This window comes from Novosphingobium naphthalenivorans NBRC 102051, assembly GCF_001590985.1.
GTDB lineage: Bacteria > Pseudomonadota > Alphaproteobacteria > Sphingomonadales > Sphingomonadaceae > Novosphingobium > Novosphingobium naphthalenivorans.
This window is the reverse complement of the sequence record NZ_BCTX01000034.1, coordinates 30,839-52,137: the sequence shown is the minus strand read 5'-3', so window position 1 is coordinate 52,137 and position 21,299 is coordinate 30,839. Positions and strand designations below refer to the sequence as shown.

General features: G+C 65.3%; 31 protein-coding genes. 1 reads left to right on the top strand and 30 read right to left on the bottom strand.

What is annotated here, in order from left to right:
• The 20 genes from NN5_RS12830 to NN5_RS12735 all read right to left on the bottom strand — a co-directional run.
• The coding region (locus tag NN5_RS12830) for a putative phage tail protein (RefSeq protein ID WP_157081126.1) at positions 1-341 on the bottom strand (341 nt) is incomplete at its 3' end.
• A complete protein-coding gene (locus NN5_RS12825; RefSeq protein ID WP_067734501.1) occupies positions 338-1,387 on the bottom strand; it encodes a baseplate J/gp47 family protein in 1,050 nt (349 codons plus the stop codon). The genes NN5_RS12830 and NN5_RS12825, both read right to left, overlap by 4 nt.
• Positions 1,384-1,878, bottom strand: a complete 495-nt coding sequence (locus tag NN5_RS12820) for a phage GP46 family protein (protein WP_067734500.1) — start codon at positions 1,876-1,878, stop codon at positions 1,384-1,386. Before NN5_RS12820 ends, NN5_RS12825 begins: the two co-directional genes overlap by 4 nt.
• Positions 1,875-2,468, bottom strand: coding sequence for a phage baseplate assembly protein V (locus NN5_RS12815; RefSeq protein ID WP_067734499.1), 594 nt, complete (start codon positions 2,466-2,468; stop codon positions 1,875-1,877). The genes NN5_RS12820 and NN5_RS12815 overlap by 4 nt, the downstream gene beginning before the upstream one ends.
• On the bottom strand, positions 2,468-3,517 hold the full coding sequence (locus NN5_RS12810; RefSeq protein WP_067734498.1) for a phage baseplate assembly protein: 1,050 nt from the start codon (positions 3,515-3,517) through the stop codon (positions 2,468-2,470). The genes NN5_RS12815 and NN5_RS12810 overlap by 1 nt, the downstream gene beginning before the upstream one ends.
• On the bottom strand, positions 3,514-4,758 hold the full coding sequence (locus NN5_RS12805; RefSeq protein WP_067734497.1) for a DNA circularization protein: 1,245 nt from the start codon (positions 4,756-4,758) through the stop codon (positions 3,514-3,516). Before NN5_RS12805 ends, NN5_RS12810 begins: the two co-directional genes overlap by 4 nt.
• The gene (locus NN5_RS12800; protein WP_067734496.1) at positions 4,758-6,377 is read right to left on the bottom strand and encodes a tape measure protein; all 1,620 of its coding nucleotides are present in this window, start codon (positions 6,375-6,377) and stop codon (positions 4,758-4,760) included. Before NN5_RS12800 ends, NN5_RS12805 begins: the two co-directional genes overlap by 1 nt.
• Before the next feature lie 139 nt (positions 6,378-6,516).
• The gene (locus NN5_RS12795) at positions 6,517-6,843 is read right to left on the bottom strand and encodes a hypothetical protein (RefSeq protein ID WP_067734495.1); all 327 of its coding nucleotides are present in this window, start codon (positions 6,841-6,843) and stop codon (positions 6,517-6,519) included.
• Positions 6,840-7,205, bottom strand: coding sequence for a phage tail tube protein (locus tag NN5_RS12790; RefSeq protein WP_067734494.1), 366 nt, complete (start codon positions 7,203-7,205; stop codon positions 6,840-6,842). The genes NN5_RS12795 and NN5_RS12790 overlap by 4 nt, the downstream gene beginning before the upstream one ends.
• Positions 7,206-7,252: 47 nt before the next feature.
• Entirely contained in the window at positions 7,253-8,728 is a 1,476-nt protein-coding gene (locus NN5_RS12785; RefSeq protein WP_067734493.1) for a phage tail sheath C-terminal domain-containing protein, read from the bottom strand.
• The gene (locus NN5_RS12780) at positions 8,725-8,937 is read right to left on the bottom strand and encodes a DUF2635 domain-containing protein (protein WP_067734492.1); all 213 of its coding nucleotides are present in this window, start codon (positions 8,935-8,937) and stop codon (positions 8,725-8,727) included. Before NN5_RS12780 ends, NN5_RS12785 begins: the two co-directional genes overlap by 4 nt.
• A complete protein-coding gene (locus tag NN5_RS12775; protein ID WP_067734491.1) occupies positions 8,937-9,560 on the bottom strand; it encodes a phage protein Gp37 in 624 nt (207 codons plus the stop codon). Before NN5_RS12775 ends, NN5_RS12780 begins: the two co-directional genes overlap by 1 nt.
• Positions 9,557-10,081 (bottom strand): fatty acid desaturase CarF family protein, encoded by a 525-nt coding sequence (locus NN5_RS12770; protein ID WP_067734490.1) that lies wholly within the window; start codon positions 10,079-10,081, stop codon positions 9,557-9,559. The genes NN5_RS12775 and NN5_RS12770 overlap by 4 nt, the downstream gene beginning before the upstream one ends.
• Positions 10,078-10,284: a hypothetical protein gene (locus tag NN5_RS12765; RefSeq protein WP_067734489.1), complete on the bottom strand. Its 207-nt coding sequence runs from the start codon at positions 10,282-10,284 to the stop codon at positions 10,078-10,080. Before NN5_RS12765 ends, NN5_RS12770 begins: the two co-directional genes overlap by 4 nt.
• Entirely contained in the window at positions 10,281-10,820 is a 540-nt protein-coding gene (locus NN5_RS12760; RefSeq protein WP_067734488.1) for a phage virion morphogenesis protein, read from the bottom strand. The genes NN5_RS12765 and NN5_RS12760 overlap by 4 nt, the downstream gene beginning before the upstream one ends.
• A gap of 1 nt (position 10,821) precedes the next feature.
• On the bottom strand, positions 10,822-11,244 hold the full coding sequence (locus tag NN5_RS12755; protein ID WP_067734487.1) for a phage protein Gp36 family protein: 423 nt from the start codon (positions 11,242-11,244) through the stop codon (positions 10,822-10,824).
• 110 nt (positions 11,245-11,354) lie between these two features.
• Entirely contained in the window at positions 11,355-11,969 is a 615-nt protein-coding gene (locus tag NN5_RS12750) for a hypothetical protein (protein WP_067734486.1), read from the bottom strand.
• Positions 11,957-12,853 carry a Mu-like prophage major head subunit gpT family protein gene (locus NN5_RS12745; protein WP_067734485.1) on the bottom strand — a complete coding sequence of 299 codons (897 nt, stop codon included), beginning with the start codon at positions 12,851-12,853 and terminating at the stop codon, positions 11,957-11,959. Before NN5_RS12745 ends, NN5_RS12750 begins: the two co-directional genes overlap by 13 nt.
• A gap of 25 nt (positions 12,854-12,878) precedes the next feature.
• A complete protein-coding gene (locus NN5_RS12740) occupies positions 12,879-13,289 on the bottom strand; it encodes a hypothetical protein (RefSeq protein WP_067734484.1) in 411 nt (136 codons plus the stop codon).
• A complete protein-coding gene (locus tag NN5_RS12735) occupies positions 13,289-14,398 on the bottom strand; it encodes a phage protease (RefSeq protein WP_067734483.1) in 1,110 nt (369 codons plus the stop codon). The genes NN5_RS12740 and NN5_RS12735 overlap by 1 nt, the downstream gene beginning before the upstream one ends.
• A 173-nt stretch (positions 14,399-14,571) precedes the next feature.
• On the opposite strand from NN5_RS12735, the gene NN5_RS12730 reads away from it, so the two are divergent.
• A complete protein-coding gene (locus NN5_RS12730; protein ID WP_067734482.1) occupies positions 14,572-14,787 on the top strand; it encodes a hypothetical protein in 216 nt (71 codons plus the stop codon).
• Here the strand turns inward: NN5_RS12730 and NN5_RS12725 are convergent.
• The 10 genes from NN5_RS12725 to NN5_RS12685 are packed head-to-tail and all read right to left on the bottom strand — an operon-like array spanning position 14,766 to position 21,296.
• Positions 14,766-15,947 (bottom strand): phage head morphogenesis protein, encoded by a 1,182-nt coding sequence (locus NN5_RS12725; RefSeq protein WP_067734481.1) that lies wholly within the window; start codon positions 15,945-15,947, stop codon positions 14,766-14,768. The genes NN5_RS12730 and NN5_RS12725 overlap by 22 nt on opposite strands.
• The gene (locus NN5_RS12720) at positions 15,947-16,144 is read right to left on the bottom strand and encodes a hypothetical protein (RefSeq protein ID WP_067734480.1); all 198 of its coding nucleotides are present in this window, start codon (positions 16,142-16,144) and stop codon (positions 15,947-15,949) included. The genes NN5_RS12725 and NN5_RS12720 overlap by 1 nt, the downstream gene beginning before the upstream one ends.
• Positions 16,144-16,704, bottom strand: coding sequence for a hypothetical protein (locus NN5_RS12715; protein ID WP_067734479.1), 561 nt, complete (start codon positions 16,702-16,704; stop codon positions 16,144-16,146). The genes NN5_RS12720 and NN5_RS12715 overlap by 1 nt, the downstream gene beginning before the upstream one ends.
• A gap of 3 nt (positions 16,705-16,707) precedes the next feature.
• Positions 16,708-18,372: a DUF935 domain-containing protein gene (locus NN5_RS12710; protein ID WP_067734478.1), complete on the bottom strand. Its 1,665-nt coding sequence runs from the start codon at positions 18,370-18,372 to the stop codon at positions 16,708-16,710.
• Complete coding sequence (locus NN5_RS26335; protein ID WP_067734477.1) at positions 18,365-18,547, bottom strand: hypothetical protein; 183 nt, start codon at positions 18,545-18,547, stop codon at positions 18,365-18,367. The genes NN5_RS12710 and NN5_RS26335 overlap by 8 nt, the downstream gene beginning before the upstream one ends.
• Positions 18,547-20,100 carry a phage terminase large subunit family protein gene (locus NN5_RS12700; protein ID WP_067734476.1) on the bottom strand — a complete coding sequence of 518 codons (1,554 nt, stop codon included), beginning with the start codon at positions 20,098-20,100 and terminating at the stop codon, positions 18,547-18,549. The genes NN5_RS26335 and NN5_RS12700 overlap by 1 nt, the downstream gene beginning before the upstream one ends.
• The gene (locus NN5_RS12695) at positions 20,097-20,285 is read right to left on the bottom strand and encodes a hypothetical protein (RefSeq protein ID WP_067734475.1); all 189 of its coding nucleotides are present in this window, start codon (positions 20,283-20,285) and stop codon (positions 20,097-20,099) included. The genes NN5_RS12700 and NN5_RS12695 overlap by 4 nt, the downstream gene beginning before the upstream one ends.
• Positions 20,282-20,551, bottom strand: coding sequence for a hypothetical protein (locus NN5_RS12690; protein WP_067734474.1), 270 nt, complete (start codon positions 20,549-20,551; stop codon positions 20,282-20,284). Before NN5_RS12690 ends, NN5_RS12695 begins: the two co-directional genes overlap by 4 nt.
• Positions 20,548-20,703 (bottom strand): hypothetical protein, encoded by a 156-nt coding sequence (locus NN5_RS25860; protein WP_157081123.1) that lies wholly within the window; start codon positions 20,701-20,703, stop codon positions 20,548-20,550. Before NN5_RS25860 ends, NN5_RS12690 begins: the two co-directional genes overlap by 4 nt.
• Entirely contained in the window at positions 20,703-21,296 is a 594-nt protein-coding gene (locus NN5_RS12685) for a phage protein Gp27 family protein (protein WP_067734473.1), read from the bottom strand. Before NN5_RS12685 ends, NN5_RS25860 begins: the two co-directional genes overlap by 1 nt.
• Positions 21,297-21,299: the final 3 nt, after the last annotated feature.

The window sequence follows — 21,299 nt, the reverse complement described above, 5'->3', positions numbered from 1 at the left end:
TTAAAGGCGGCCTTGTTCTGCCCGCCGACGCCGGCGATCTTCTGATGCAGGGCAGCCTGCCGCTCGGCCACTTCATCCGGTGCGCCGGTGCAACTGTCCGGCAGGCCGGCCACGCGCTCCCAATCGGGCAGCAGTTCCAGCGTGGTGCGCGGATCGGCTTCCCCGATGAGGTCAAGCGCGCGCGAATCGATCCGTGCGAATTCGGCCGCCAGCGCCAGCAGCAGCCGTGCGAAAGTCCCGTCCGGCGCGAAGTCCCACGCCGCCCCCTTGGGCAGCAGCTGCTTCATCTGCCGGGCATAGGCGGCATTGTCGCGCGGGGTGGAGGCCGTCCCGTAGGTCATGCGAAAGTCACGCTGCCCAGCGTCGGGATCTCGCCGGCATTGGCCGTGAAATCCTCGTCGGGAATATCGATCGCGTGCTGGAATTCGCCTTCAGCCAGGCTGATCGCCTCGCTCAGGCGGCTGAACCAGATCGTGCCGCCAGGCTCACCTTCACGGCTGAAGAAATCGGCCAGTTCCCCTTCGATCGCGGCACGCACTTCAGCCGTATCCGGACTGATGCGCAGCACGATGTCCTGAGGCGCGGGCGTGGGCGCGAAAACGTAAAGCTCGGCCGTCACTGGCCGCAATTCGTCGAGCGCGGCCTGCACCGCCGCCACGTCGGCCTCCAGCGGGAAGATGTCCTCACGATCGTCCATCACGAAAGCGAGACCGACCGTTCCGGCCCCCATCCATCCGCGATAAGGCCACGCGCGCGTCACGCCGGGCTGTTCCAGCGCCCAGGCGACATAGTCGTGTTCGGCGCCGCCCTGTGGCGACGTGCGGATACGATCGAGCAACCGCGCCAGCAGGCTGGCATCGGTTTCTTCTTCCGTCCCGGTGACGGTACTGGCCGAAACCGTGATCGTGGCATTGACCCCGGCGATCGCGCTCGACAGCGTCAGTTCATCGCCGGCATTAAGCGAAGCATCGGGTCCGGAATCAGCGGCCTCCAGCGAGAGCGTGGCCGTGCCACCCGCGATTGTTACGGCGGCCAGCACGGTATAAATCGACCCGTCGACACGCTGTGCTTCCGTTCCGGCCGGGATCGTCACACCGTTGGTTCCCGTCGCGGCAGCGCTGGCCGTGGCCGCTGTTGCAGCCTTGCGATCGATGCCCCAGATCGAGGCCCAGCGGGCAAGATACTCAGCCTCTGCCGTATCGGGCATCAGCTGCTTGGCCAGCCAGTCCAGATAGCCGTAGAGCCCGCTGGCCGTACCGCCGTGGACACGGGCCAGCACGTCCAGGACGGAATGGCGAAGAGCTGCATCGGCCCCCGGCAAACGCGTCTGGATATCGCTGCGGCCGCGCGCGATCAGTTCCGAGAGAGTGGGACGGATGAAAGTCATGTGAGCGAAGCCTCCCAGGTGAAGTCATACCGCTCGCGATCCGGGCCGTTCGGCCGGTAGATATCGACGCCCAGTGCCAGGCGGCGCTTGCCGCCTTCGACCACCTGCGATTCGACTTCCACGGCCACGCGCGAGGCGACACCATCGCGCACCAGATGACCCAGTGCTGCCTCTGTCGCCTGACGGGCCAGCTGGAGATTGGCAGTGGTCGCCTTAGCCCGGCCGAGCAGCCAGAGCAGCGAGCCGATCCGGTTGCGATCACTGGCGCTGCCGGCGTCGGGTCCAGCATCAGCCGCGAACTGATCGCCCCACCATCCGCGCCGATCATCACCTGCCTCGGGCAGTTCCGCGTCCTCGCTGGCGCGCGCATCGGTGAACAGCGAGATCAGGATCGTAGTGCGCAGACCATCGTCGGTGGCCAGCGCACCGCCGCTAAGCAGCAGGTCGGCCGAGACAGTCTCATCATTCCAGTTGAGGGCGAGATCAGTCATGCCGCCGTGACCTTGGCGCTGCCGGACAGGATCAGCCCGCTGACCAAATCCACACTATCGCCCACGCGCGCAATGGCTGCGCCGCCAGCGCCGCCGAGCTGCACATCGTCAGAATCGACCACTACACTCGCCGCTGTCACGGTCGCACTGGCTTCGGCAGTTACGCTCACATCGCCGCCCGCCTGCAGATCAGCATTGCCCTGCACGCAAAGCGATGCGTCGCCCGCAGCGGTGACAGTGATGTCCGCCACCGCCGTCACCTCGATCGCCGTGCGGCCCAGCTTGATCACGTTGCCCAGGTCATCGAACATTGCGACTTCGCCCTGTTCCAGTCCGGTCAGGCGGTAGCGGCGATCCTCCACTGCGATCACGATGCCATGGCTGCGCAATCCGGCGGGAAACACGCCCACGGCTTCCGCGCCCGGATGTGGGTGACTGGTAAAGCCATAGTTCTGCAGCCGCTCGGCGCCGTCCTGCACTTCGTCGGCCAGAAGCTCGATCTGCAGGGACTGGGCCTGCTGGGTATCGTCAATCAGCCGCACGATCGCGCGGCCAATCATGTTCCGGACACGGCCTGCCAGGGCATCCATCACGATGCGCTCTCCTCGGGCTCGGGAAGCTGGGTCCAGGCCTCGGGCGGAACCAGTCTCAGTTCGGTCATGCTGCCTTCTCTGCCATTGCGCGTGGTGCGCACGCTTTCGACCAGAAGATCGCCATCGACCTTGCAGCTGGGGATCTTGCACGCCGCGCGGGCGCCGGGTGCCCAGACCTTGCCCTCATCGGTCAGCCAGCCCGGCACCGTGACGGACAGCGGCTTGCCCCGGCCGGATCGGACCGCTGCTTCCCACTTCGCCCGCTTGACCAACGAGGCCGTATCCGACTGCTCCTCGCCGATCACCAGCAGCGGGCGGTAGCGCGTCACCTCGCTGTCGGCGGCCTCGCCCTTGACCTGCGAAACGGTCTTGCCGTGGCGGCTATTGTCTCCCGATGCCTGTCCCTTGACCACGTACTGGCTATAGCGGCCAGACATGTCGCTGGTCGCCTCGGCCGACTTCACGTTCACGCCTTCCTCGATCCGGCCGGTGCGTACACCGGTATCAGCGCTGCCGATCCGCACGGTGCCGTCTCCCGGCGAATAGGCAACGAGGCCGCGATAGCGCGCCATGCGCTCGATCGCGGCGAAGGCGCTTTCCCCCTGCTGCAGCGCGAACTTCTTGAAGGCGGCACCGGTATCGCCGCTGACCTCGATCGAGACGCCGAAGGGCGCCGCCAGCGCCTTCGCGATCGCTTCCAGTTTCTGGCCCGTCCACGATCCCGGCTTGTTGATGGCCGAGCAATCGACCAGGTCCATGGTCTTATCCCGTCCGCGCACGCGAATGCCGCGCCTTTCGGGGTCGATGAACCGCGTCACCGCGTCGATATAGCCCGTGATGAGCACCTCACCGCCCAGCAGCACCCGGCACGTGGCACCGTCCTCGATCGGCCAGTCCTCAGCACCGGTCCTGTCCTTGGTGGATAGGCTGAGATCGAAGCTGCCGACCATGGCGTCGATCGCGCGCTCGACGGTAATTTCGGTCCACCCGAAATAGCCCAGACCGCCGATCTCCAGCGCGACTTCATGATGTGGCAAGACGCTCATGAAGTCGCCTCTGCCGTCAGCAGTTCCAGCGAAACGCCGCCGGGTAGGAAACCGGGGTGCGGCACCTTGTTGCGATCGGCAATGCCGGCGGCGCGCTCTTCCAGGCTGGTCGCGGTGCGCCGGTCGGTGCGATAGAGCCTGTGCGCCAGAACCAGTGCCGGTTCGGTCTCCGCCAGCTCCAGCGCATAGACGCGGGCAAGGCTTACGCCCTGGGCGGCGATATCGGCGGCCAGCGCGCGGCGCAGTGCATCGTAGGTTTCGGCCGTGGCATCGTCGCCCCGATCGGCAGCGGCAAGCGCCAGCACATCGAGCCGGTCGCCGATCGCATCGCGGGTTTCGCGGGCATCGTCATAGCTGGCATATTCGATGGTGCTGGCCGCACGCACCAGCTCGGCCGCGCTGGCGACACGGAACAGGCGCAGCAGCGCCATGCGGTTCGTGGCCTCGATCACGCGCTGCGGCGTGCGCTGGGGGAACACCGGCTGGCTGGGCACCCAGTCGAGCATCATTTCCAGCGGCGCCAGGCGCGTGGACCGGCCGGAACTGTTTCCCAGCACGGAGACGGCCGAAACCAGACCGATCACCGAATGCGCCAGATTGAGCGGCGCTCGCATGAGGCTGGAGAGGTTGCCCGGCAGGTAATTGAGCGCGACGTTGAACGCCCGCAGCGCCGGTCCCACGCCGCCGCGCAGCCCGGCCGCGATCTGCGAGGCATCGGCCATGCCGCTGATCAGCTCCCCGGCGGCGTCTTCCACCCAGCCCGCCGCACCATCGATAGTGAAGTCTGCCGCGAAGGCATCGGGCGCCGCTGCCAGCGCCGCGTCCGCTTCGGCCGCGCCGGAGGCCCCGGCGGATACGGCCACGGGCGCTGGCGCAGGCTGCCCGGCTTCGATCAGCGTCAGCGAGAACCAGCCCACGCCGCCATCGTCGGTATTCTCGTGCTGGGTATAATCCAGCACCGCGACCATCATCTGCCCGAACCAGGGATGCACCAGCAGCCCGGTGCCCTCGGCCTCGACCGCGTCGAGCAGATCGTCGCGCCAGCTGGTGTAATCGCTGCCGATCACATGGCATTCGATCGCGAACTCGCGGGCGCGGCGGCCGAGATCCTCGATCACCGGTTCATCGCGCCGGGGCATCTCGTTCACCGCCACACGCCGCCCGCCACGCCGCTCATGGCTCTGGGTGCGGAAGGTGACGCCGCGAAAGCTGCCCTGCTGATACTCGTCACGCCATGCCATTACGCGGGTGCTCCCATGATCTTGCCGACGCGGGCATTGATGGGCACGTCACGGTTCGCGGTCTGCACCCGCTCGACACGGGCGGTGCCAGGGCCCTGCACCTTGACGTTGATATCCAGCGCGCCGCCGACCTTGGTGGGGGTGGCCGACTGCTGTCCGATACGCAGACCGCGCTGATAGGGCGTTTCCTTGCTCTTGTTCGGCCAACTGGGCTGCACGCCTTTGGGAATATCCCGGCCGCCGGGCGTAACCCGATAGGTATTGCCCTTGCGCGCGGCCTCCTCGGCATCCTTCCGGCCGCTGTCGGTCAGCGGGCCATACTGGCGCTCGATCGCCTTGCGCCGGCGCCGGGCATCATCCTTGGCCTGGCGGGAAGAGAACCAGCCCTGTTCGGTGTTTTCCGCCATCGCCGCAGCACGGGTCGCCTGCCACCGCATGTACTTGTCTACGGCCTGGCCGAACAATGCGACCAGTTGCGTCATCGCCACCAGCGCCGAGCCGAGGCCCCGTCCGACGGCTGCCCAGTCGGTTTCCTCGGCAAACCTCACGCCCCAGTCGAAGGCCTGCTCCAGTTTGTCGGAAATGCGCTCCGCCCAGGCCTTCATCCGATTGTCTTTCGACATGGCATCGAGCCGCCCGCGCCATTCGTCGAGCTTGCGCTTCACGCGGTCGTAAATACCCGCGTCCGCGACCATCAGTTGAAACTTCGACCACAGGTCTTTCAAGTTGCTGATGATGCCAAACAGCGTCTTCGACTGACGAAGCATACCGCCGCCGAAGCGATCCGAAAAAATGCCGGTGATCGTCTTTTCGATCTCGTCGCCGGTCGCCTTGACCGTGCGCTGGATGTCCTTGCCGTTCTTCCGGTAAGTGAACGTCACCTTGTCTCCGGCCTTGCTGGCACGGATACCGAATTCCTTCAGGCGCTCGTATTCCCCGGTAACGGCATCGGCCAGCGCCTCAACGGCCTGCATCAGATCCTTGCTCATGCCCGATGCGCCGTCTCCGAGCGATTCCAGCGAGCCGTTCAAAGGATCGATGCCATAGGCCTTGAGCGCGACGAAGGCTTCCATTACCTGATCGAGTTCATAGGGTGTCGTCTGGGCGAAATTCTGCACCCAGCGCATGGCCTTGCGGGCTTTTCCCGAGGAGCCCTCCATGCCTTCCAGCATGATCTGGTACTGCTCGAACTGGCCGCCCTTCTTGAACATGTCGAAGATGGACCATCCGGCGAAGGCACTCGCGCCGGCCGCTCCCCATTTCGCAAGGCCAAGTGCCTTGCCGCCAATCCAGCGCAGGCCAGACCCGGCCGCGCGTCCGGCACGCTCCAGCAGCTTCAATTTGGCGATCCCGCGATTGAGGCTGACGACGAACCGGTCTGCCTGCATCCGCGCTGCGCGAAAGAATGTGCCCAGGGCCACTCGCCGCAGGCGTTGGGCACGGCGCTGGTAATGCTCCAGCGAACGCGCTCCGGTCTCGATATCGCGCGCGTTACTCCGGACTTCACGGCCCCATTTTCGCACACCGGCAATCAGGCGCTCGTATGTGCTCCGGATGCGCTTCGCCGGGGCTGTTGCCCGGTCTACCGCCTCCAGAATGAACGAGAACTTGAGTGCCATGGCTACTCGCTACCTTCGCCGTCTTCATCGCCGTCAGCGTCTTCGCCGCTCAAACGGGCGGCCTGACGCAACCACATTTCCGCCTCGGTCCAGTCCATTTTCCAGATCTCGCGAGGCGGGAAATGGAAGGTGGCCGCGATCAGTCCGAGGCAGTCTTCCCAGTTGTCCGGCCACCCTTCTCGGGCGGCGACACAAGCTCCCCCAGCGCGTCGAAGTCCTCTCCGTCGAGGTTAGCGACTTCGATATCGTCGAGTTTCACCACGCGCTTGATCAGCGCGGTCACGCTGGCGATGGGCTTGCCGTCGAACTGGTCGAAGACGAGCAAGTCCTTGGCCTTGGGGCGGCGGACCATCACGACCGATCCGGCAGGGCGAAGGATTTCTTCCCTCTCCTCCTTGGTCTCGGGATCGCGGGTCTCCAGCACGATGTCGTGCTTCAGCGTGTAGGGCTGCTGGCGCGCGCTCACAGCACTTCCTCCGCCGGATCGGACTGGAAGACGACCTTGGCCTTGCCGTCCTGGCCGAAGCTGATCACATCAGCGACATAGGCATTACGCATGATCCATTGCGTGCCGATATCGGTATCGAGGATCACGGTAGCATCATCGATCGAGCGGATAGCGGAAAGGCTGACACCGGCTTTGTAGAGCAGCGATGTGTCCAGCTTGGCCGGGTTGGTCGTCTCCTTGAAGGCCCCGGCCTCGTAGTCACCGGATACGCCCTCGCGCGAAGGGCCGCCGATATCCATCGTGCTTTCGCCCGAGGTGGAATAGGTTGTGCCGTCGATAACGACCTTGGCCTGGCCGACGACTTTATTCTTGTTGGCCATTTCTCAGGCTCCTTTCAGAAGGGTTTCACGCGGCTCTCAGGACCGGCTTAGAGCCGGAACTGGATCGCAGCGGCGAAGCTGCGGAACTGGTTGACGATGTCGGGCGGCACCAGCGCATTCACGCGGTTCACGTCGGTGGTGGAACGCTCGACGATCAGGTCGGTGATGAACTGATCGAGGTTCTCGACCAGCCCGGCGTCTTCCCATTCGCGAAACAGCGCGATGATCTCGGCCCGGATGATCTTGGGCGTTACGATCGCCTGCCCGGCGCCGAAGCGGGTGCCGTCATCGGCCAGCTTCATGCGCGGGAACTTCTGCGCGATACGGGTGCGCAGGCTGGCGCGCAGATAGCCCAGCGTCGTCACCGTCTCCAGATCGAGCCAGGCCACGTCCTCCAGCCCGAAGGCATCGGTCTGGTACGTCGTGATCGAACGCTCGATCCGGCAGGTTCCCGAAGTGTCGGGCGCGAAGGTCGCGATCCCGTCGTGCAGCAGCGCCTCGCGCTGGGCGCCGGTGAACTGGTCTTCCACCCTGGGGGCGACCAGTCCGGTCAGCTGCAGTGTCTGGGTCGGCCGGGCCGGATCGATCGCGGTGTAATAGCCGCAGACCGCGCCATAGATCGCCGCGGCTTCTGCCGGCCAGCTGGGCGAAAGGCCCGTGCCCAGGATCGTCAGCAGTTCCGAATTGAGCGCAGCGCCGAACGCGGCCAGCGTGCCCTGGGTGCCGGGCTTGGCGCAATAGGCCACGCTTTCCAGCATCCGCGCCTCGCCCCAGCGGTCATCCAGCTCGGCCTTGATCTTGGCGGCGGTGGCCGCATCAATCAGGCCGAACACCATGGTGCGAAAAGGCTGGTCGCCGATCACCGCCCACACGTCGTCGACGTCGGGATCGCCCGCGCCGCCCGCCATGCCCACGATCGCCAGGCCCACGCCGGCCGGAAGCGCCTCGCCCGCATAGTGGCTGTGGCGCACGTCGATCTCGTTGCCCGCCGCGCCCTTGTTGCGCGCGGTCAGCGTGACGACGTGATCGTTGGGGGCATCACCCACGGCGGCAGTTACCGGAAGGTCCGCCGCCGCGGTCACGGCGGCGGCGATCGCGGCGGCGATGGTCACGGCGGCGGCGGCATTGGCCACCGTCACCGGAATACGCACGCCCGCGATCATCAGCGCGATATCACCCGCAGCCGTGGCGGGGCCGGTCACCGTCAGCGTGGAAGTCGCGGCGGTGGCACCCTCAGCATCGTCCAGCCCGATCGCCACCACTTCGCTGTAGCGGTCCACGTTCTTGTAGGCGGCGGCCATGCGCGCCAGCATCGAGCCCCGGCCGAACAGGCCCACGGCCTGGTTGGGCTCGACCACCGGCTGCAGCGTGAGGGCATCGGCGCTGCCGGTGGCAAGCATCTGCCCGATCAGCAGCACGCGGTTCTCGATCGGCGGCAGGCCGGAAACGGCACGGCTCGAATCGAATTCGATATGCTGGCCGGGCGTGCGGATATCCGCCGGGATGGTGTTGAAAGAGATCATGCGGACGGGCTCCCTTCACCGGACGCGGTCTTGCTCCGGGATTTGGTCTGGGTTTTGGAAACGGGAACGGCCTCGATGTCGCCGGCGGCCAGCAGGCGGCGCCAGTAGCGGTCGAGCGCGATGGCCTCTCCGGCAGCGGCCAGCGGCATGCCATCGGGCTTGAGCGCGCGGCGCCCTTCGGCGGGGCGGTAAAGCGTAGTGAGGGGCATTATTGTGGGACCTCCACCAGATCGGACGCGTCGGGACTGGCCGAGGGCAGCGGCAGGGCGACGTTGCCGTGGGCGGGAATATCCCAGTCCGCGTGGAACGACTTGAAGTCGCCCGGATTGCCGCTGGTGAAGCTGCCGAACACCGCCCGGCACTCCAGCTCGATCGCCACCAGCGAAAGGGCCTGCTTCTTCATCTGCGGCGTGCGGTTGACCAGGCGCCCGCCCGTCACCGAAATCGCCTTTTGCAGGGCAATGTCTTCGTTCACGGCCGAAAGATCATTGTCCGAAAGCAGCGCGATCGCGTCGATCGCCAGTTGATAGCTGCCCGGCTGGCCACCGTCGCCATGGCGTGTCTGCTGCTCGTTCCGCAGGTTCTGGGTGCCTACCACCAGCGCATAGCGAAGGCGTGCGGACGGGCCGCTGTCATCGCCCGCGTCCTGGAACTGATCCATGCCCAGGAACGCCACCCAGGCGGCGGGCGTGCGCAAGTTGGGAACGCTCTCCAGATACTGCTCGAATTCGTCGGGGAAGGTATCCCGCTCCACGTATTTATAGCCGAGCACATCGGCGTCGCCCGCTGCCTTCAGCACCGCCAGGATGCCCAGCTCGATCGCCGCGATCATGCCTGCCACCGCTTCGGCAGCAGCCGTTCCAGCCGGCTCCACAGGCCGATATGATCGAGCAGAGGATTGAGCCAGGTCGTGAGCACGCAATAGCAGCGATCGTGCGGCGCGGCATGGTGGCGCGCATGGTGGCCGCGCGGCTGCATCAGCCCGATCGCGCGCAGCATATGCGCGATCGTCGGCGCCCGGTCTGGGCAATGCGACCAGAAGTGGAACTCATTGGCCAGTGCGCCGAAGACAAAGGCCATGGCCAGCCATATCGAGGGTCCGGAGACCGCAAGCAGGGGAAGCCCGATCAACCCGGCCGCGACGGCGCATGTCCAGTTGCGCGACAAGAACCCGCTGCGCGTAAAGGCCAGTGGCTGTTCATGGTGCAGCCGATTCGGCGCGATCACCAGCGGCCCAAGCACCGGCCAGCTTTCGCGGCCATAGCGGTCTTCCAGCCAGTGAAAGACACCGGTCAGGAAATCGGCGAGCAGCAGCCCGGCGAGCGCCTGGAGGATAAGCGAAAGCACAGTCATCTGCGCCGCCCCAGCGGGATAGCGATAGTGAAGGCGAAGGCCACCATGATCGTCAAAGGTGCTACGAGCATTGCCAGAACCGTAAACGTCAGGTCCGATTTCCACTGGCGATTGCGAAAGTAGTTAAAGGCCCTCAGCGCTACGTGGAACACGATGAAAGCGCAGAAGATCCATCCCAACACGAGTTCGGCAATCTGGCTCATGCCTCCGGTCCCCATGCATCGCGGGCATAGTCCTCAGCCTGCGCGAGCAGCTCGGCCTCGTCTTCGGACGACAGACCGAGGAACTGGCGCTGCGGCATGTGCATCGCGCGTTCGAAGCTCTGCACGGTGAAGGTAATGGGCGCGCGCAGCGGGCGGCCAAAGGCTTCGTCGATCGTGCGGCTATGGGTGGGCACGGTCACAGTGCCGTCGAAACCGTCATTGTGAACCCCGGCATAGACCTTGTTGGTGCCGGTCTCGACGCGGGTGGAGCTGGCGATCGAATGCATCGAGCTGCGTAGCTGGGCGCTGAGCGTCAGTGTCTTCCCGCCGTGTTTCTTTACGCGCTGGGATCGCTCCCATTTCGACCCGTTTGGCGCCGTCTCCGTATCGAAACGATCGGTCACGCCGCTTTCGAGCGTCAGGCCAAAGCCTTCCATCAGTGGCGTCAGGTCGCCGAACGCCTCGACCAGGCCGCCCAGGGCCAGCTCGATGCGATGGTCGCCAGCGGCGGTCAGCTGGAATGCCGCGCCCGCCATGTCAGTATCCTTCCAGGCTGGTGCGCGAGAGGCGCTGGGGATCGCTGGTGATCCGGATCTGGCCGGGACGCGGCGCGGCTTCCTCGGTGCCGCTGTCCAGCTTGATCACGCCCTTGGAGATGTCCTCCAGACGCCGAACCGCATCCTTGCGGCGCATTAGCACCCATTCGGGCGGATCGGAGCGCCACAGGAGCGAAAAGGCATAGTCGCAGGCAATGTCGGTCAGCAGCGCATTGCCCGCCAGCGCCGCCGCATCGCCGTGTCGCGCGGCGACATAGCTGATGATCAGCGCATCGGCGCTGGAGAGCTTGTCCTCGATGACGCTGGCGACGATCGCGCCGGTGTTCCCGGCGTCGCTGAGCTGGATGAGGTCGCGCTCCTCGAAACGGGCCTGCATGGCTGCAAGATCGGCGAAGAGGGGCACGGCGCAGTCATCCTTTCGTCAGAGGTCAAAAGAGGGCGGGCGGCGGTTCGGAATGGCTGAAAGGCCCCCGCCGCCCGCAAGGTTCACATGAGGCAAGGCAGCAAGGGGCCTTACTTCACAGTCGCATCGGTGGCCTTGGCCCTGCCGCGCGGCTTCGCGGGCGTGGCTTCGGCCGTGTTCTGTTCGTCCGCACCGGCCTTCCGATCGGCTGCCGGTTCGTCCGCCACCTGGCGGGAATGCGCAGAACCATCCGCCGAAGACGGTTCTGTCCCAGGGGGGGTAAGCGATGCATCTTCACTGTCCGATGCATCCCCCGAAGCGCCCGGCGCGCCAGAGGCCGATGCATCGCCCTCCGCGTTGCCAGTCGCCCCGCTGGGAGGCTGCAATTCTGTTTCATCATCGCCCGAGGAGAGCAGCTGCTCGAGCAAGGCGTTGGCCTCGGCCTTTTCCTCGTCCGGGGCAGTCGCCGATTTCTGCGCGGCGACGAACGTGCGCAGCGCGTCGGCTTCCTCGGTAGTAAGCCGCTGCTCGCTGCCATCGGCCTGCACCAGCACGACATCGAGAACGGGATCGCCTACGAGGGCGAGCAGCTTCTCGATCGCGGCGATCTCGTCCTGCCCGAAGGCTTCGCGCTGAAGCTCTTTGACCTCGCGAGTGAAGGCGAACCCAGCCCTGCGGCGCAGAGGCCGCTGCGATTTGACGCGGACGTACATCAGGCGAGCCATGGCGACACCTTGAGCTGCACAGTGCCTTTCCAGACGTTCGAAGCGCCGTTCTCGTCTTTGTCGGCGTTGGTGATCTGCAAGCCCTTCTCGCGATAGACCGGCGGAACCAGCAGAACTTTCGGTGTGGTTCCCAGCGGCCTGTCGTAATCGCCCAACTGACCTTCCATCATCGCGAACAGCGCCGCGAAATTGGCCGTGGTCAACTCGGCTTTCGATGCAAAGCATAGCTGCCACAGGCCGAAGCCTACGTTGTACCGTGCATCGACGCCGTAGTGATATTCCTTGCGGTAAAAGACGTTGTCGTCGTCCGGCTTGTCCTTGGACATGAACATGGGTTTCTGCCGATCCTGAAACACGATCGGCATGACCTCATGGGCGGTGTCCAAGAGGAACCAAGGCGCAAACGCTCCATCGACGAAATTGGCTTTGGACTGCGGATCGCCGTTCGCATCGAGGACGGCATGGTCAGTGTCGAAGAAATACTGGCCATCATAGCACTCGGTGGCGAACCCGTCCTTCAACAGGCCGTAAGCAAGCTTGGGCGGGTGCGCAGCAGTCGCGCGGCCCATCGCCCGGAATTTGGTCGTATAGAGACCAAGATTGTCGTCCAGGATATCGTTGCGCTTGACGCCAACGGTCTGTTCCCAATCCTTGTTCTTGATCGTGTAACCGTGACCTTCGAACTGGTTGATGACGCGGTCACCGATCCATTCGCGCATGTCGGGCACTTCGCCAAGCCAACCGTACTCGTTCTGCGAGGTCGTGCTGGTTACGGTCATGGCGATGTCGTCGATCGACGTGTCGGCAACGAGGCCGACGCCTGATTGATAGGCGGTCTTGAAGGCCGTGCCGAGCGTCTGCAACACTCCAGGAGTGATTTTCATGTCGTGAGTTCCTCTGTTCCCGGCCTCAGCCGATCTTCACCCAGACGCCCTGGGCATCGACATCGACGATCTTGCCCGCCGCCGAGCGGGTACCCGTTCCGTCCGTCTTGGCGACGGTCTGGTCATCGACGATGTAGGCAGTGTCCCCGATCTCGGCGGCGGTGATGGCATCGGCAGCAGCCGAGTTGGCGAACTGGAATGTGCCGCGCTTGACTTCGACAGTCAGATCGCCATCCGCCCCCGCCGAATTGTCGACTGACTGCAGCGCAATACCATCAGCGGTCAGCGTGGTCGCGGTCGCACCGGGCGTCGCGAACCCAGTCGCTGACAGGCATACCAACGCCCCTTCGTGAATGATCTTGGTCGCGGCTACACCGCGCCCAAAGGTTGTGCCGTCTCGTTCCTTGGTGAGGCGAGCTTCGGTAAGTGCGGCCATCAGAGCGCCTCCTCTTCGTCGCGGGTTTTGAGGAAGTCCTCCTTGGTCATCCCCATGGCGGCGCAGATCTCGGCTTCTTCCTCGGTCAGCTTGCCCTTCTCGGCTGCAGGCGGCTCACCCTTCACGGTGGACTTCGCCCCCTCGAAAGCAGGCGCTGTATCGAGGAAGCTCTGCAGCTCGCCGATATCGCGCTTGCCGAGCTTGATGGCCCAGTCGCGCATTGCCGGGGTCAGCTTGGGCGCATCGCCACTGCTGGCAGCATCGACCATGGCGAGGACGCGATCCTCGTCCAGCTTGTCCACGCGCCCCTTGAGTTCGTCGAAGCCCGCCTTGGGCACCCACTTGCGCGGATCGGGCTCGCCCGCCTTCGCGCCTTCGACGGCGGTGCCCACGGCGGCCAGCACGGCTTCGCCATCGGCGTCGGCGCCCAGGCCGAGCGTGGCGCGGGCGCTGGCGAGAACGGTCTCACCGGCCTGCGCCTTGTCCTTGAGCCCGCCGATCGCGGCGAGCACTTCGGCCTCACCGGCATTCGCCGACAGGGCCAGCGCCGTTACAAGCGGCGCCAGTGCAATCTGGGTCATCGGTTCACTTTCTCCTGAAGCGCCGCCCTGGGCGGACGCGAGAGCGGGAAGATCGAGGTTGGGGGAATTGGTCAGCCCGGCATTGCGGATGCGCGTGATCCGGCCGGTTTCGGGGTGCCGGAAGAACCACGGGGAGTGGTACCGGTATTCCTTGTTTTCGATGGCGGCGGCGGCCATCTCGGTCCATTCGACATCGGCCCAGATGCCATCGGCCTCGGCCGTGAGAGTACCGGTCTTGATCCACCCGGAAGCCCTGGCGGTGCCGCCCACACCGGGCACGGCGGCGAGCGCGGACTGATGATCGTAATCGACCATCATGTCGTTCCCGCCGTAATAGTCGCGGGTGGCGGCGATCACCTGTTCGGCATGCGTGCCCGGCTCCAGCACATAGGGACCGCGACCGTCACGCCCCCGGTACGTGCCGTAGGGCAGCAGCTTCATCCGCCGGGGCGCCTTGCCCTGCGCGTCGAGTTCGATCGCGCTGGCAATCGTGCTGCCTTCGATTTCGGAGAGTGCGGGCTGCGTCATGCCCGCTGGGTAGCGTGGTGCCGGAAGGGACTGTTACCTGCGCGGGCGCATCATGACCGGCAATCGCTCGGCGGGCTATGACTGCGCCTGCTTACCCGGGCTGAGATCGATTCGACAATAGCCGAACGAAATCCTAATTGGCCAACCTGTCAGACGCATTGAGGATAGCGACCATGCAACCGACCATCAAACTGGGGGAACTTATCGCAGTGCTCAAGGCGCTGGAAGCCAAAGCCGGTGCGGCGACGCCGGTGGTCGTTGAAGATTATTACGAAGGTACACTTCTGGCCTTGGATTGTGAGATGATCTCCGTTGAACAGAAGGACGGTGTCAACGATGGAAGATCCTTCGTGCTGATAGAACCGTTTCAATTGTTCGACGCTGGTTGAGCTTTCCGGACAACCAGCCGATCCTTCAGCCCGCGCGCCGGGCCTGCCTGCCAGCGCCAGAAGGCGCCGCCTATGTCGACCACGCCCGCCGCCGACTTGTAGCGGCGCACCAGCATCGCCCGGCCGTCCTGCCCCGTCACCCAGACCCAGCCGATCGTATCGGGCTCGCGCAGCACTTGCGCCGCCATGCCGAGCGAGCGCGCCTGGGCGGCGTCCAGCGGCACCATCGCCCCATCCGCACCGCGCAGCAGCCCGGCCGAGATCGCCAGCGGCCACCCGGCCGGATCGGTCCACACCGTGCCCTTCACGGCGGCGGCGCGCGTGTTCATCCCAAAGGCCGCAAAGAAGGTTCTCAGCGGTGCATAAGCGTCTTCTGAGAGAATTGCCTGCAGCTCGCCCGCGTCGCCGGACATCTTGCCGAGGCGCGGCGCCGGGGTGAGCCCGTCCAGCGGGGCCTTGCCGACGTTGTAGCTCCAGCCCGGATCGATGCCCTGTTCCAGCCGGGTGACTTCGCCGGTGCGCCGGTTGACGTATTCGCGCTCGGGGAACTTGCGCGGCTCGGTCACGGTCCAGCCCTTTCGCGCCATCATCCGCAGGTTGAGCGATTGCGTATCGCAGCGGCAACCCCAGCCGCAGGGCGGATTATGCGTTTCCCACCAGGGATCATCGACGAGCAGGATCGTGCCGTGCCAGTCATGGTGCTGCGGCCGTTCGCGTCCGTCCATCACGGAGACGTAGCGCAGGTAGGGCAGCGTCTTCTTCGCGCGCTCGATGCGCTGCCACTTGCCCGCTGCATAGCTGGTGCGCAGGTTCGTCTCGTAGATCGTGCGCAGCCGGGCCGGGCTGCCCAGCTGCACCACCTTCGTTTCCCCCGTTGCGGGATCTTCCTGCAGCGCCTTGCCCCACCACCCGCGTGCCTGCAGCCGGGGGCGCAGCGCCTTGGTGAAATCGCGCAGCGTGGTGCCTTCGGCCAGGGCCTTGTCCACCTCGGCCCGGATATCCTCCAGCAGATCGCGGCTCATCGCCTTGGCGACGGTGAAGGCGCGGGCATGTTCTTCCTGCCACACGTCCTGCCAGTCGAAGCCGATCACATAGCCCTTGGCACGGAACCAGGCGATGGCCTCCTTGGGATCGAGGCGCGGGAGCGGTTCGTCAGCCATCAACGAACCTCGTTGCCGTACCGGTCGATGAAGCGCGCGGCGTGGAAATCTCCGTCATCACAGTCCGGGCAGATGATCTCGCACACCGTTGCTTCGGGCGGATCGTCATCGAGCCGCGCGGTACGCATCGTCTCGCCGCAGTCCGGACAACGCAATTCTATCAGCGGATCAAGCGACTTGTAGCGATTGACTGCCATCAGGGTGCCTCCGCTCCGGCGACGATCAGCGGCAGGGTTCCGGCCGCATCGGTGGTCAGCGCGGCGCCGGCGGCGTTGCCCGCGATCCCGGTCGCCAGCGTCCACACTTTCCCGCGCAGCCGGACATAGCCGCCGAGATTGGCACGAAAGCCGGTGATCACGCCGATTTCCAGATGATGCCCTTGCTGGCTTAGCAGCCCGTCGATCAGCGCGGGCGCATTGCGCGTGTACCAGGCGCGGCGCTCGACCGCCCAGGGATCGACGCCCAGCGCCACGAAGGCATGAAACACGGTGGCCTCACGGTCGACCGGCCGGGGGCCAGCCACCATCGCCTCGGGCAGCATCAGCGGATCGATGGCGATCCGGTCCTGCGTGCCCAGATCAGACCCGGCCGTCATCAGCAGCCCACGCGCGCTGCCGGTGCCATCGTGATCGAAGCGCGGCGCATCCACCGCCGCCGTCTGCGCCGCCCCGGCCGCGTCGGTATAGACTGCCGCCTCCGACCGGCTGAAGGTGAAGGCGATGCTCAGATCGTCCTGGTGCAGATCACCGGCGGCCACGCGTCACCCCGCATTCTTGCCGGGCTTCGCCTCGCCCGAGATCCGCGCCGCGAACAGACCGCGTGCCAGCGCCTCGGTGAACACCGCCGGGTCCATGCCGTCCATCGCTTCAGCCAGGCGCGATTGCAGCTCACCCAGCGTCTCGCAACCGGCGATCAGCGCATCCACCGGATCGAGCAGCGGCGTCACCATGGCTTCCCAGTCGCCCAGCGCCTCGTCCGTGGTCAGCGCCAGGGCATCGGGCTGGCGTTCCTGCAACGCTGCGGACTGCGATTGCAGGGTTCCGGTCTCGCCCGGACTTGCCGCTGTCGTCGATTTAAGAGGGTTTAAGAGGGCAGGCGCGGGATTTTTGGCGGGCACCGCCCCCGCAGGCGCCCCAGCGGCCTCCTGAGGCGAATTTACGCCACCCGGTTTCAGCGCCGTCTCATCACTCTTCGCGGCGGGCAGCCCGGCGCGTTCGCGCATCTCCTCGCCATCGATTTTGACGCCAAGGTTCGTGAGCTTCTCGGCGCTCTCGATCGAGAGCTTGATGTCCTCCTCGTCGGGACGGCCGATCTTGAGCCGGGGATACTTCTCGCGCGGTCCCCGGTTGAGCATGACGATTGGCACGACGGCATCGCGGTTGAGCGTGGCGGCGAGCAGCTTGGCATCGGCGCGCTCGATCGTCTCCGCCACCTTGCTATGGCTGTCCGCCTGCCCGGAACCGAGCCCGCCCGCCTTGGCATCCGTGGTGCTGGTCTGGCCGAGCACTGCCTTGGAAAGCTGCTCGTCGATGTACTCGGCGTGGCTCTTCCACAGGTCGTTCGGCGCGGTGCCCGCCTTGCGGTCCACGAAGTCCACGCTCATGGTTTCGGGGAAGGCTGCCGCCGCGTCGCTGCCCAGTTCCCACAGCGCGCGGTAGAGGATCGCCTTGTTCTCCTCGCTTTCGTTCGGGCCGTACTTGCCGATGCGCAAGGGCTGGCCATAGCGTTCCAGGAACGTCACCCAGTCCTTGATCGCGAAGTTCTTGAACATGTAGCCCCAGGCCGCGATCCGCGCGAGACCGCCGCGTACCGGCAGGCCGGACTTGCTGGGATGAGCGTGCACGATGAACTTGCCAGCGGGCAGCGGCGTATCGGTCCCGGTTCCGTCCGGCCCGCCGCGCAGCAGCAGTTCCTCGCCGGTATCATCATCGAACTTGAACCAGCGCGGATCGCGCCACTTGAGCGCGCGGGGCATCCAGCTCTTCGGCTTCATGTCCCACAGGATTTCGGTGGCGGACACGCCCTTGCCGATCGCATCGAGGATGTCGAACAGCTCGGTTTCCAGCATGTCGCGATCGAGCCAGTCCTCGATCAGCTTGGCATCTTCCTTGGCCTGGACGCTGTCGTCAGCCGGTTCCACCTCGATTGGCAGCTGCGCGACGGCCAGCTTACGGGTACGCAGCAGCGCCAGATAGTGGAGATCCTTCTCCTCCATCTCCTCGGCCAGCTCGTAATAGGCCGTGGCATCGCCTTGCTCGGCCGAGCGCAGCAGCTGCGCCAGACGGCCGGGCGTGAGGCCCTGCGCCGGGTGGCCTGACTGGATCGTGCGGATCGATGCGCGCGAGGGCTTGGCGATCTCGCCGCCCAGGCTCTCGCGCGTGAGCGGCCGGCCATCGGGCAGGACAAGGGCGGGCGGGTTAGCCATTGGCGCTGGCCTCATAGTCGATCGGCGGAGACCAATTGTTCGGGGAATCGAAAACCTGATCGTCGATGTGCATGTCTGCCCATGCCCAGGCATCATCTTCCGTGGGGAAGCGCTGATTTACGATCTGGCCGGAATGACGAATGACGAAGTGATCTTCGCGAGGCTCGATATCCATTACCATGTTCCCCTGCGTTGCCCGAACCGGCTCTGGCCGTATCCGGGCAGGTCTTTCGGATTGACGTAGCCGGGCGAGCCTCGCTTCGGCCCACGCCAGCTCTCTCCCTGGCCGATGCCCCGATATTCGAACAACGAACCGGCATACTCACGCGCCTGGCAGGCCAGTGCATAGGCCCAGAATTCGTCCGCATGGATATCGCCGTCATTGACGATGCGAACAGTACCGGCCTGCTCGCTTCCCATTTTCTTGATGGCCATGAGATCGGCGCGGGTGCGGGGGTCAGACCGCAAGCGGATCTTGCGCTCCTGAAATACCTTCTGCAGGCCGATGGCCAAATTAACGCGTTCCGGCCCCGTCAACATCACACCAACGACGCGAGAGGAGCCGTGCTTGATCACAAGATCCTCGACCACCTTTTCACCCATGCCGGTCTGGTCAACCCGCCACTGCACCATGCGCCAGTCGAGGAAGCTCTTGTCGAAGTAGGCATCCTGATGCGCGAAAGTCTGACCGTATTCGCGATAGCCGTCGCGTTCCCATAGAACGTCGCCCATAAGCTCGAAGATGAGTTGGATCTGACCGTCACGCCGGCGCGCCACGTCGCGTCCGCCGTAACACAGTCCGCCCGTGTAAAGTTCTGGCCTTCCGGCTTCATCCGATTCGCAGGCGAGAATGTCCTCCAGGCTGATGAGCGCACCAGCGCCCAGCTTGGGGATGCAGTCCAGCTCCTCGCCCGCGTCGTCGCCATAGGCGGCGCGGATATCGGCTTCCCACTGTTCCTTCGGATCAAGCTCGGTGCCCTTGGTGCGCGAGACCATAGCCACGCGTTCGTAGAGCCCGGCCTCCATCGCATCGCGGAAGGTGATCTTCAGCGGCATGCCCTTGCGCTTGCCCGCACGGATCTCTTCCAGCAGCACGTTGAACGGGTTGGCCACGCCGTCATGCGTGGAAATGACCACGACCTGGCCGCCCCAGATCAGCAGCGCCATGGCCGACTTGATCACTTCGTTCACGTCCTTGTGGAACGCGGCTTCGTCGATGATCACCACGCCCTGCTTGCCGCGCAGGGCACGCGGCACGCTGGGCAGCGCCGTGACGCGGAAGCCCGAGGCGAACCGGATCGAGAACGCCTTGATCCCCTGTTCCTTGCCGTTTTCGTCGGTGTAGAGGACTTCCTCTTCCTGCAGCTCGCCCGCGACCAGCCCGAACGCGCGGGCCCACATGGCCGTGACCTCGATAAATTCGAGCGTCATGTCCTTATCGTAGCCCATGTACCAGACATTGGAGCCACCGGCCGCGATCGAGCTGGCCGCCTTCAGCGCTGCGAATGAAGCCACGCCCCACGTCAGGCCGATACGGCGGCTCTTCTCGATGACCAGAAGCGCGGTGCCCGCGAACAGCAGGTCCACCGTGCGCTGCTGATAGCCGAGCAGCAGGTCGCCCTTGGGCAGGCGCATGATCGCCGCCTCGGACGCAAGCCGGTCGCCCTGGATCTCGCGGGCGCGGATCTCGGCAGCGCGCTTAGCCTGGTCTGCGGGGGAGAGCTTCATGCCGGGCCCTCGCAGGAGATCTGAATGCGGAACTTGATGTCGTCGATTTCGATCGCGGTTGTTGCGACAGCTCCCGGCGCAATCGCGTGCATGGGCTTTACGCGATCACATGCTTCTACGATCAAAGACGCAATGCGATACGCGGAATCGAAATCGAGCAGCTCCTCGTCATCGTCATCCATCATGCCGCCATCCTGACGCGATAGACGAAGTGCCCCGATGCGTGGCGGCTGAGCGACACATGCTGCCCATCGGCAAAGATGGCCTCGATCCGTTTCAGCGATCCGCGATACCAGAATTCCTGCGCTTCGACGGGATCGCCCAGATCGGTCGCCCAGGGGCATAGATCGCGCATCCGCGCACCGCATTCGGTAAGGCTGGGCGAAACCTTGCGCCAGTGTTTGCGAACGCCGCGCGGGCGCGGCGGGAGGCGGGAAGCGAGAGCCGTCATGCGCCATCGTCCCCATCGGAATCGGCGATCGTGTCATGTTCAACCGGTTCCGGCTTCCGGTACGGATCGCGGAATGAATGCAAGGCGCAGAGGCCGATCGCGATATCAATGCGCTCGGTCAGCAGGCTGCGGCAAACGCGGCAACGCTCCATCACTGGTCACTCCCCAGCACCGCGTAGCGGATGGCATCGACGGTATCCTTGCTGAGCCCCTTCTGACGCGCCGCCGTGGTGGCCTTTTCGGCGGCGTCGGCCGTCGCCTTCTCGGCCGCGCGGCGCTCCGCCTTCTCGATCACGTCCATGTCCGTCTTGCGGGTCAGCGCGATCGAGCGCAGCGCGTCGGCGAAGTCCTTGGCGTCCTTCGGGCCGAGCTGGATGCCTTCGCCGTCCTTGCTGGCCAGCATCAGCTTGAACATGTTCGCCTGCAGCAGCTGCATGTTCACGTCCAGCAGCTGGCTCTGGTTCGCGTCGGCGTGGCTCTTCGCCAGCGCCTCGGCATAGATCTGGGTGTCGCGCAGCTCGGCACTCACATCCGCGAAATCGCGCACGTGGCGGCCTAGCGCCGAACGGCTCGGCACCTTCTGTTCGCCCATCTCGATCAGGCGCTGGCGGATCTCGTCGATCGTGAAGCCCTTGTCCACGCGCAGGTGCCCGATCAGCTCACGGATCTCCGGATCGAGCCGGTCGATCGAGCTGGGCCGGTTCTTCTTCCGGCGCGCCTTGGCCTGGGCGGGAGTGAGCGCCATGCG

What these genes read in the sequence shown, in the direction of transcription:
- NN5_RS12735 (WP_067734483.1), bottom strand. Translation starts at nt 14,398, where the DNA reads ATGACGCAGCCCGCACTCTCCGAAATCGAAGGCAGCACGATTGCCAGC.
- NN5_RS12685 (WP_067734473.1), bottom strand. Translation starts at nt 21,296, where the DNA reads ATGGCGCTCACTCCCGCCCAGGCCAAGGCGCGCCGGAAGAAGAACCGG.
- NN5_RS12785 (WP_067734493.1), bottom strand. Translation starts at nt 8,728, where the DNA reads ATGATCTCTTTCAACACCATCCCGGCGGATATCCGCACGCCCGGCCAG.
- NN5_RS12760 (WP_067734488.1), bottom strand. Translation starts at nt 10,820, where the DNA reads ATGGCGGGCGCGGCATTCCAGCTGACCGCCGCTGGCGACCATCGCATC.
- NN5_RS12765 (WP_067734489.1), bottom strand. Translation starts at nt 10,284, where the DNA reads ATGAGCCAGATTGCCGAACTCGTGTTGGGATGGATCTTCTGCGCTTTC.
- NN5_RS12780 (WP_067734492.1), bottom strand. Translation starts at nt 8,937, where the DNA reads ATGCCCCTCACTACGCTTTACCGCCCCGCCGAAGGGCGCCGCGCGCTC.
- NN5_RS26335 (WP_067734477.1), bottom strand. Translation starts at nt 18,547, where the DNA reads ATGGATATCGAGCCTCGCGAAGATCACTTCGTCATTCGTCATTCCGGC.
- NN5_RS12790 (WP_067734494.1), bottom strand. Translation starts at nt 7,205, where the DNA reads ATGGCCAACAAGAATAAAGTCGTCGGCCAGGCCAAGGTCGTTATCGAC.
- NN5_RS12775 (WP_067734491.1), bottom strand. Translation starts at nt 9,560, where the DNA reads ATGATCGCGGCGATCGAGCTGGGCATCCTGGCGGTGCTGAAGGCAGCG.
- NN5_RS12750 (WP_067734486.1), bottom strand. Translation starts at nt 11,969, where the DNA reads ATGGCTCGCCTGATGTACGTCCGCGTCAAATCGCAGCGGCCTCTGCGC.
- NN5_RS12740 (WP_067734484.1), bottom strand. Translation starts at nt 13,289, where the DNA reads ATGGCCGCACTTACCGAAGCTCGCCTCACCAAGGAACGAGACGGCACA.
- NN5_RS12810 (WP_067734498.1), bottom strand. Translation starts at nt 3,517, where the DNA reads ATGAGCGTCTTGCCACATCATGAAGTCGCGCTGGAGATCGGCGGTCTG.
- NN5_RS12710 (WP_067734478.1), bottom strand. Translation starts at nt 18,372, where the DNA reads ATGGCTAACCCGCCCGCCCTTGTCCTGCCCGATGGCCGGCCGCTCACG.
- NN5_RS12730 (WP_067734482.1), top strand. Translation starts at nt 14,572, where the DNA reads ATGCAACCGACCATCAAACTGGGGGAACTTATCGCAGTGCTCAAGGCG.
- NN5_RS12825 (WP_067734501.1), bottom strand. Translation starts at nt 1,387, where the DNA reads ATGACTTTCATCCGTCCCACTCTCTCGGAACTGATCGCGCGCGGCCGC.
- NN5_RS12815 (WP_067734499.1), bottom strand. Translation starts at nt 2,468, where the DNA reads ATGGATGCCCTGGCAGGCCGTGTCCGGAACATGATTGGCCGCGCGATC.
- NN5_RS25860 (WP_157081123.1), bottom strand. Translation starts at nt 20,703, where the DNA reads ATGGAGCGTTGCCGCGTTTGCCGCAGCCTGCTGACCGAGCGCATTGAT.
- NN5_RS12720 (WP_067734480.1), bottom strand. Translation starts at nt 16,144, where the DNA reads ATGGCAGTCAATCGCTACAAGTCGCTTGATCCGCTGATAGAATTGCGT.
- NN5_RS12690 (WP_067734474.1), bottom strand. Translation starts at nt 20,551, where the DNA reads ATGACGGCTCTCGCTTCCCGCCTCCCGCCGCGCCCGCGCGGCGTTCGC.
- NN5_RS12725 (WP_067734481.1), bottom strand. Translation starts at nt 15,947, where the DNA reads ATGGCTGACGAACCGCTCCCGCGCCTCGATCCCAAGGAGGCCATCGCC.
- NN5_RS12695 (WP_067734475.1), bottom strand. Translation starts at nt 20,285, where the DNA reads ATGATGGATGACGATGACGAGGAGCTGCTCGATTTCGATTCCGCGTAT.
- NN5_RS12800 (WP_067734496.1), bottom strand. Translation starts at nt 6,377, where the DNA reads ATGGCACTCAAGTTCTCGTTCATTCTGGAGGCGGTAGACCGGGCAACA.
- NN5_RS12700 (WP_067734476.1), bottom strand. Translation starts at nt 20,100, where the DNA reads ATGAAGCTCTCCCCCGCAGACCAGGCTAAGCGCGCTGCCGAGATCCGC.
- NN5_RS12770 (WP_067734490.1), bottom strand. Translation starts at nt 10,081, where the DNA reads ATGACTGTGCTTTCGCTTATCCTCCAGGCGCTCGCCGGGCTGCTGCTC.
- NN5_RS12820 (WP_067734500.1), bottom strand. Translation starts at nt 1,878, where the DNA reads ATGACTGATCTCGCCCTCAACTGGAATGATGAGACTGTCTCGGCCGAC.
- NN5_RS12745 (WP_067734485.1), bottom strand. Translation starts at nt 12,853, where the DNA reads ATGAAAATCACTCCTGGAGTGTTGCAGACGCTCGGCACGGCCTTCAAG.
- NN5_RS12805 (WP_067734497.1), bottom strand. Translation starts at nt 4,758, where the DNA reads ATGGCATGGCGTGACGAGTATCAGCAGGGCAGCTTTCGCGGCGTCACC.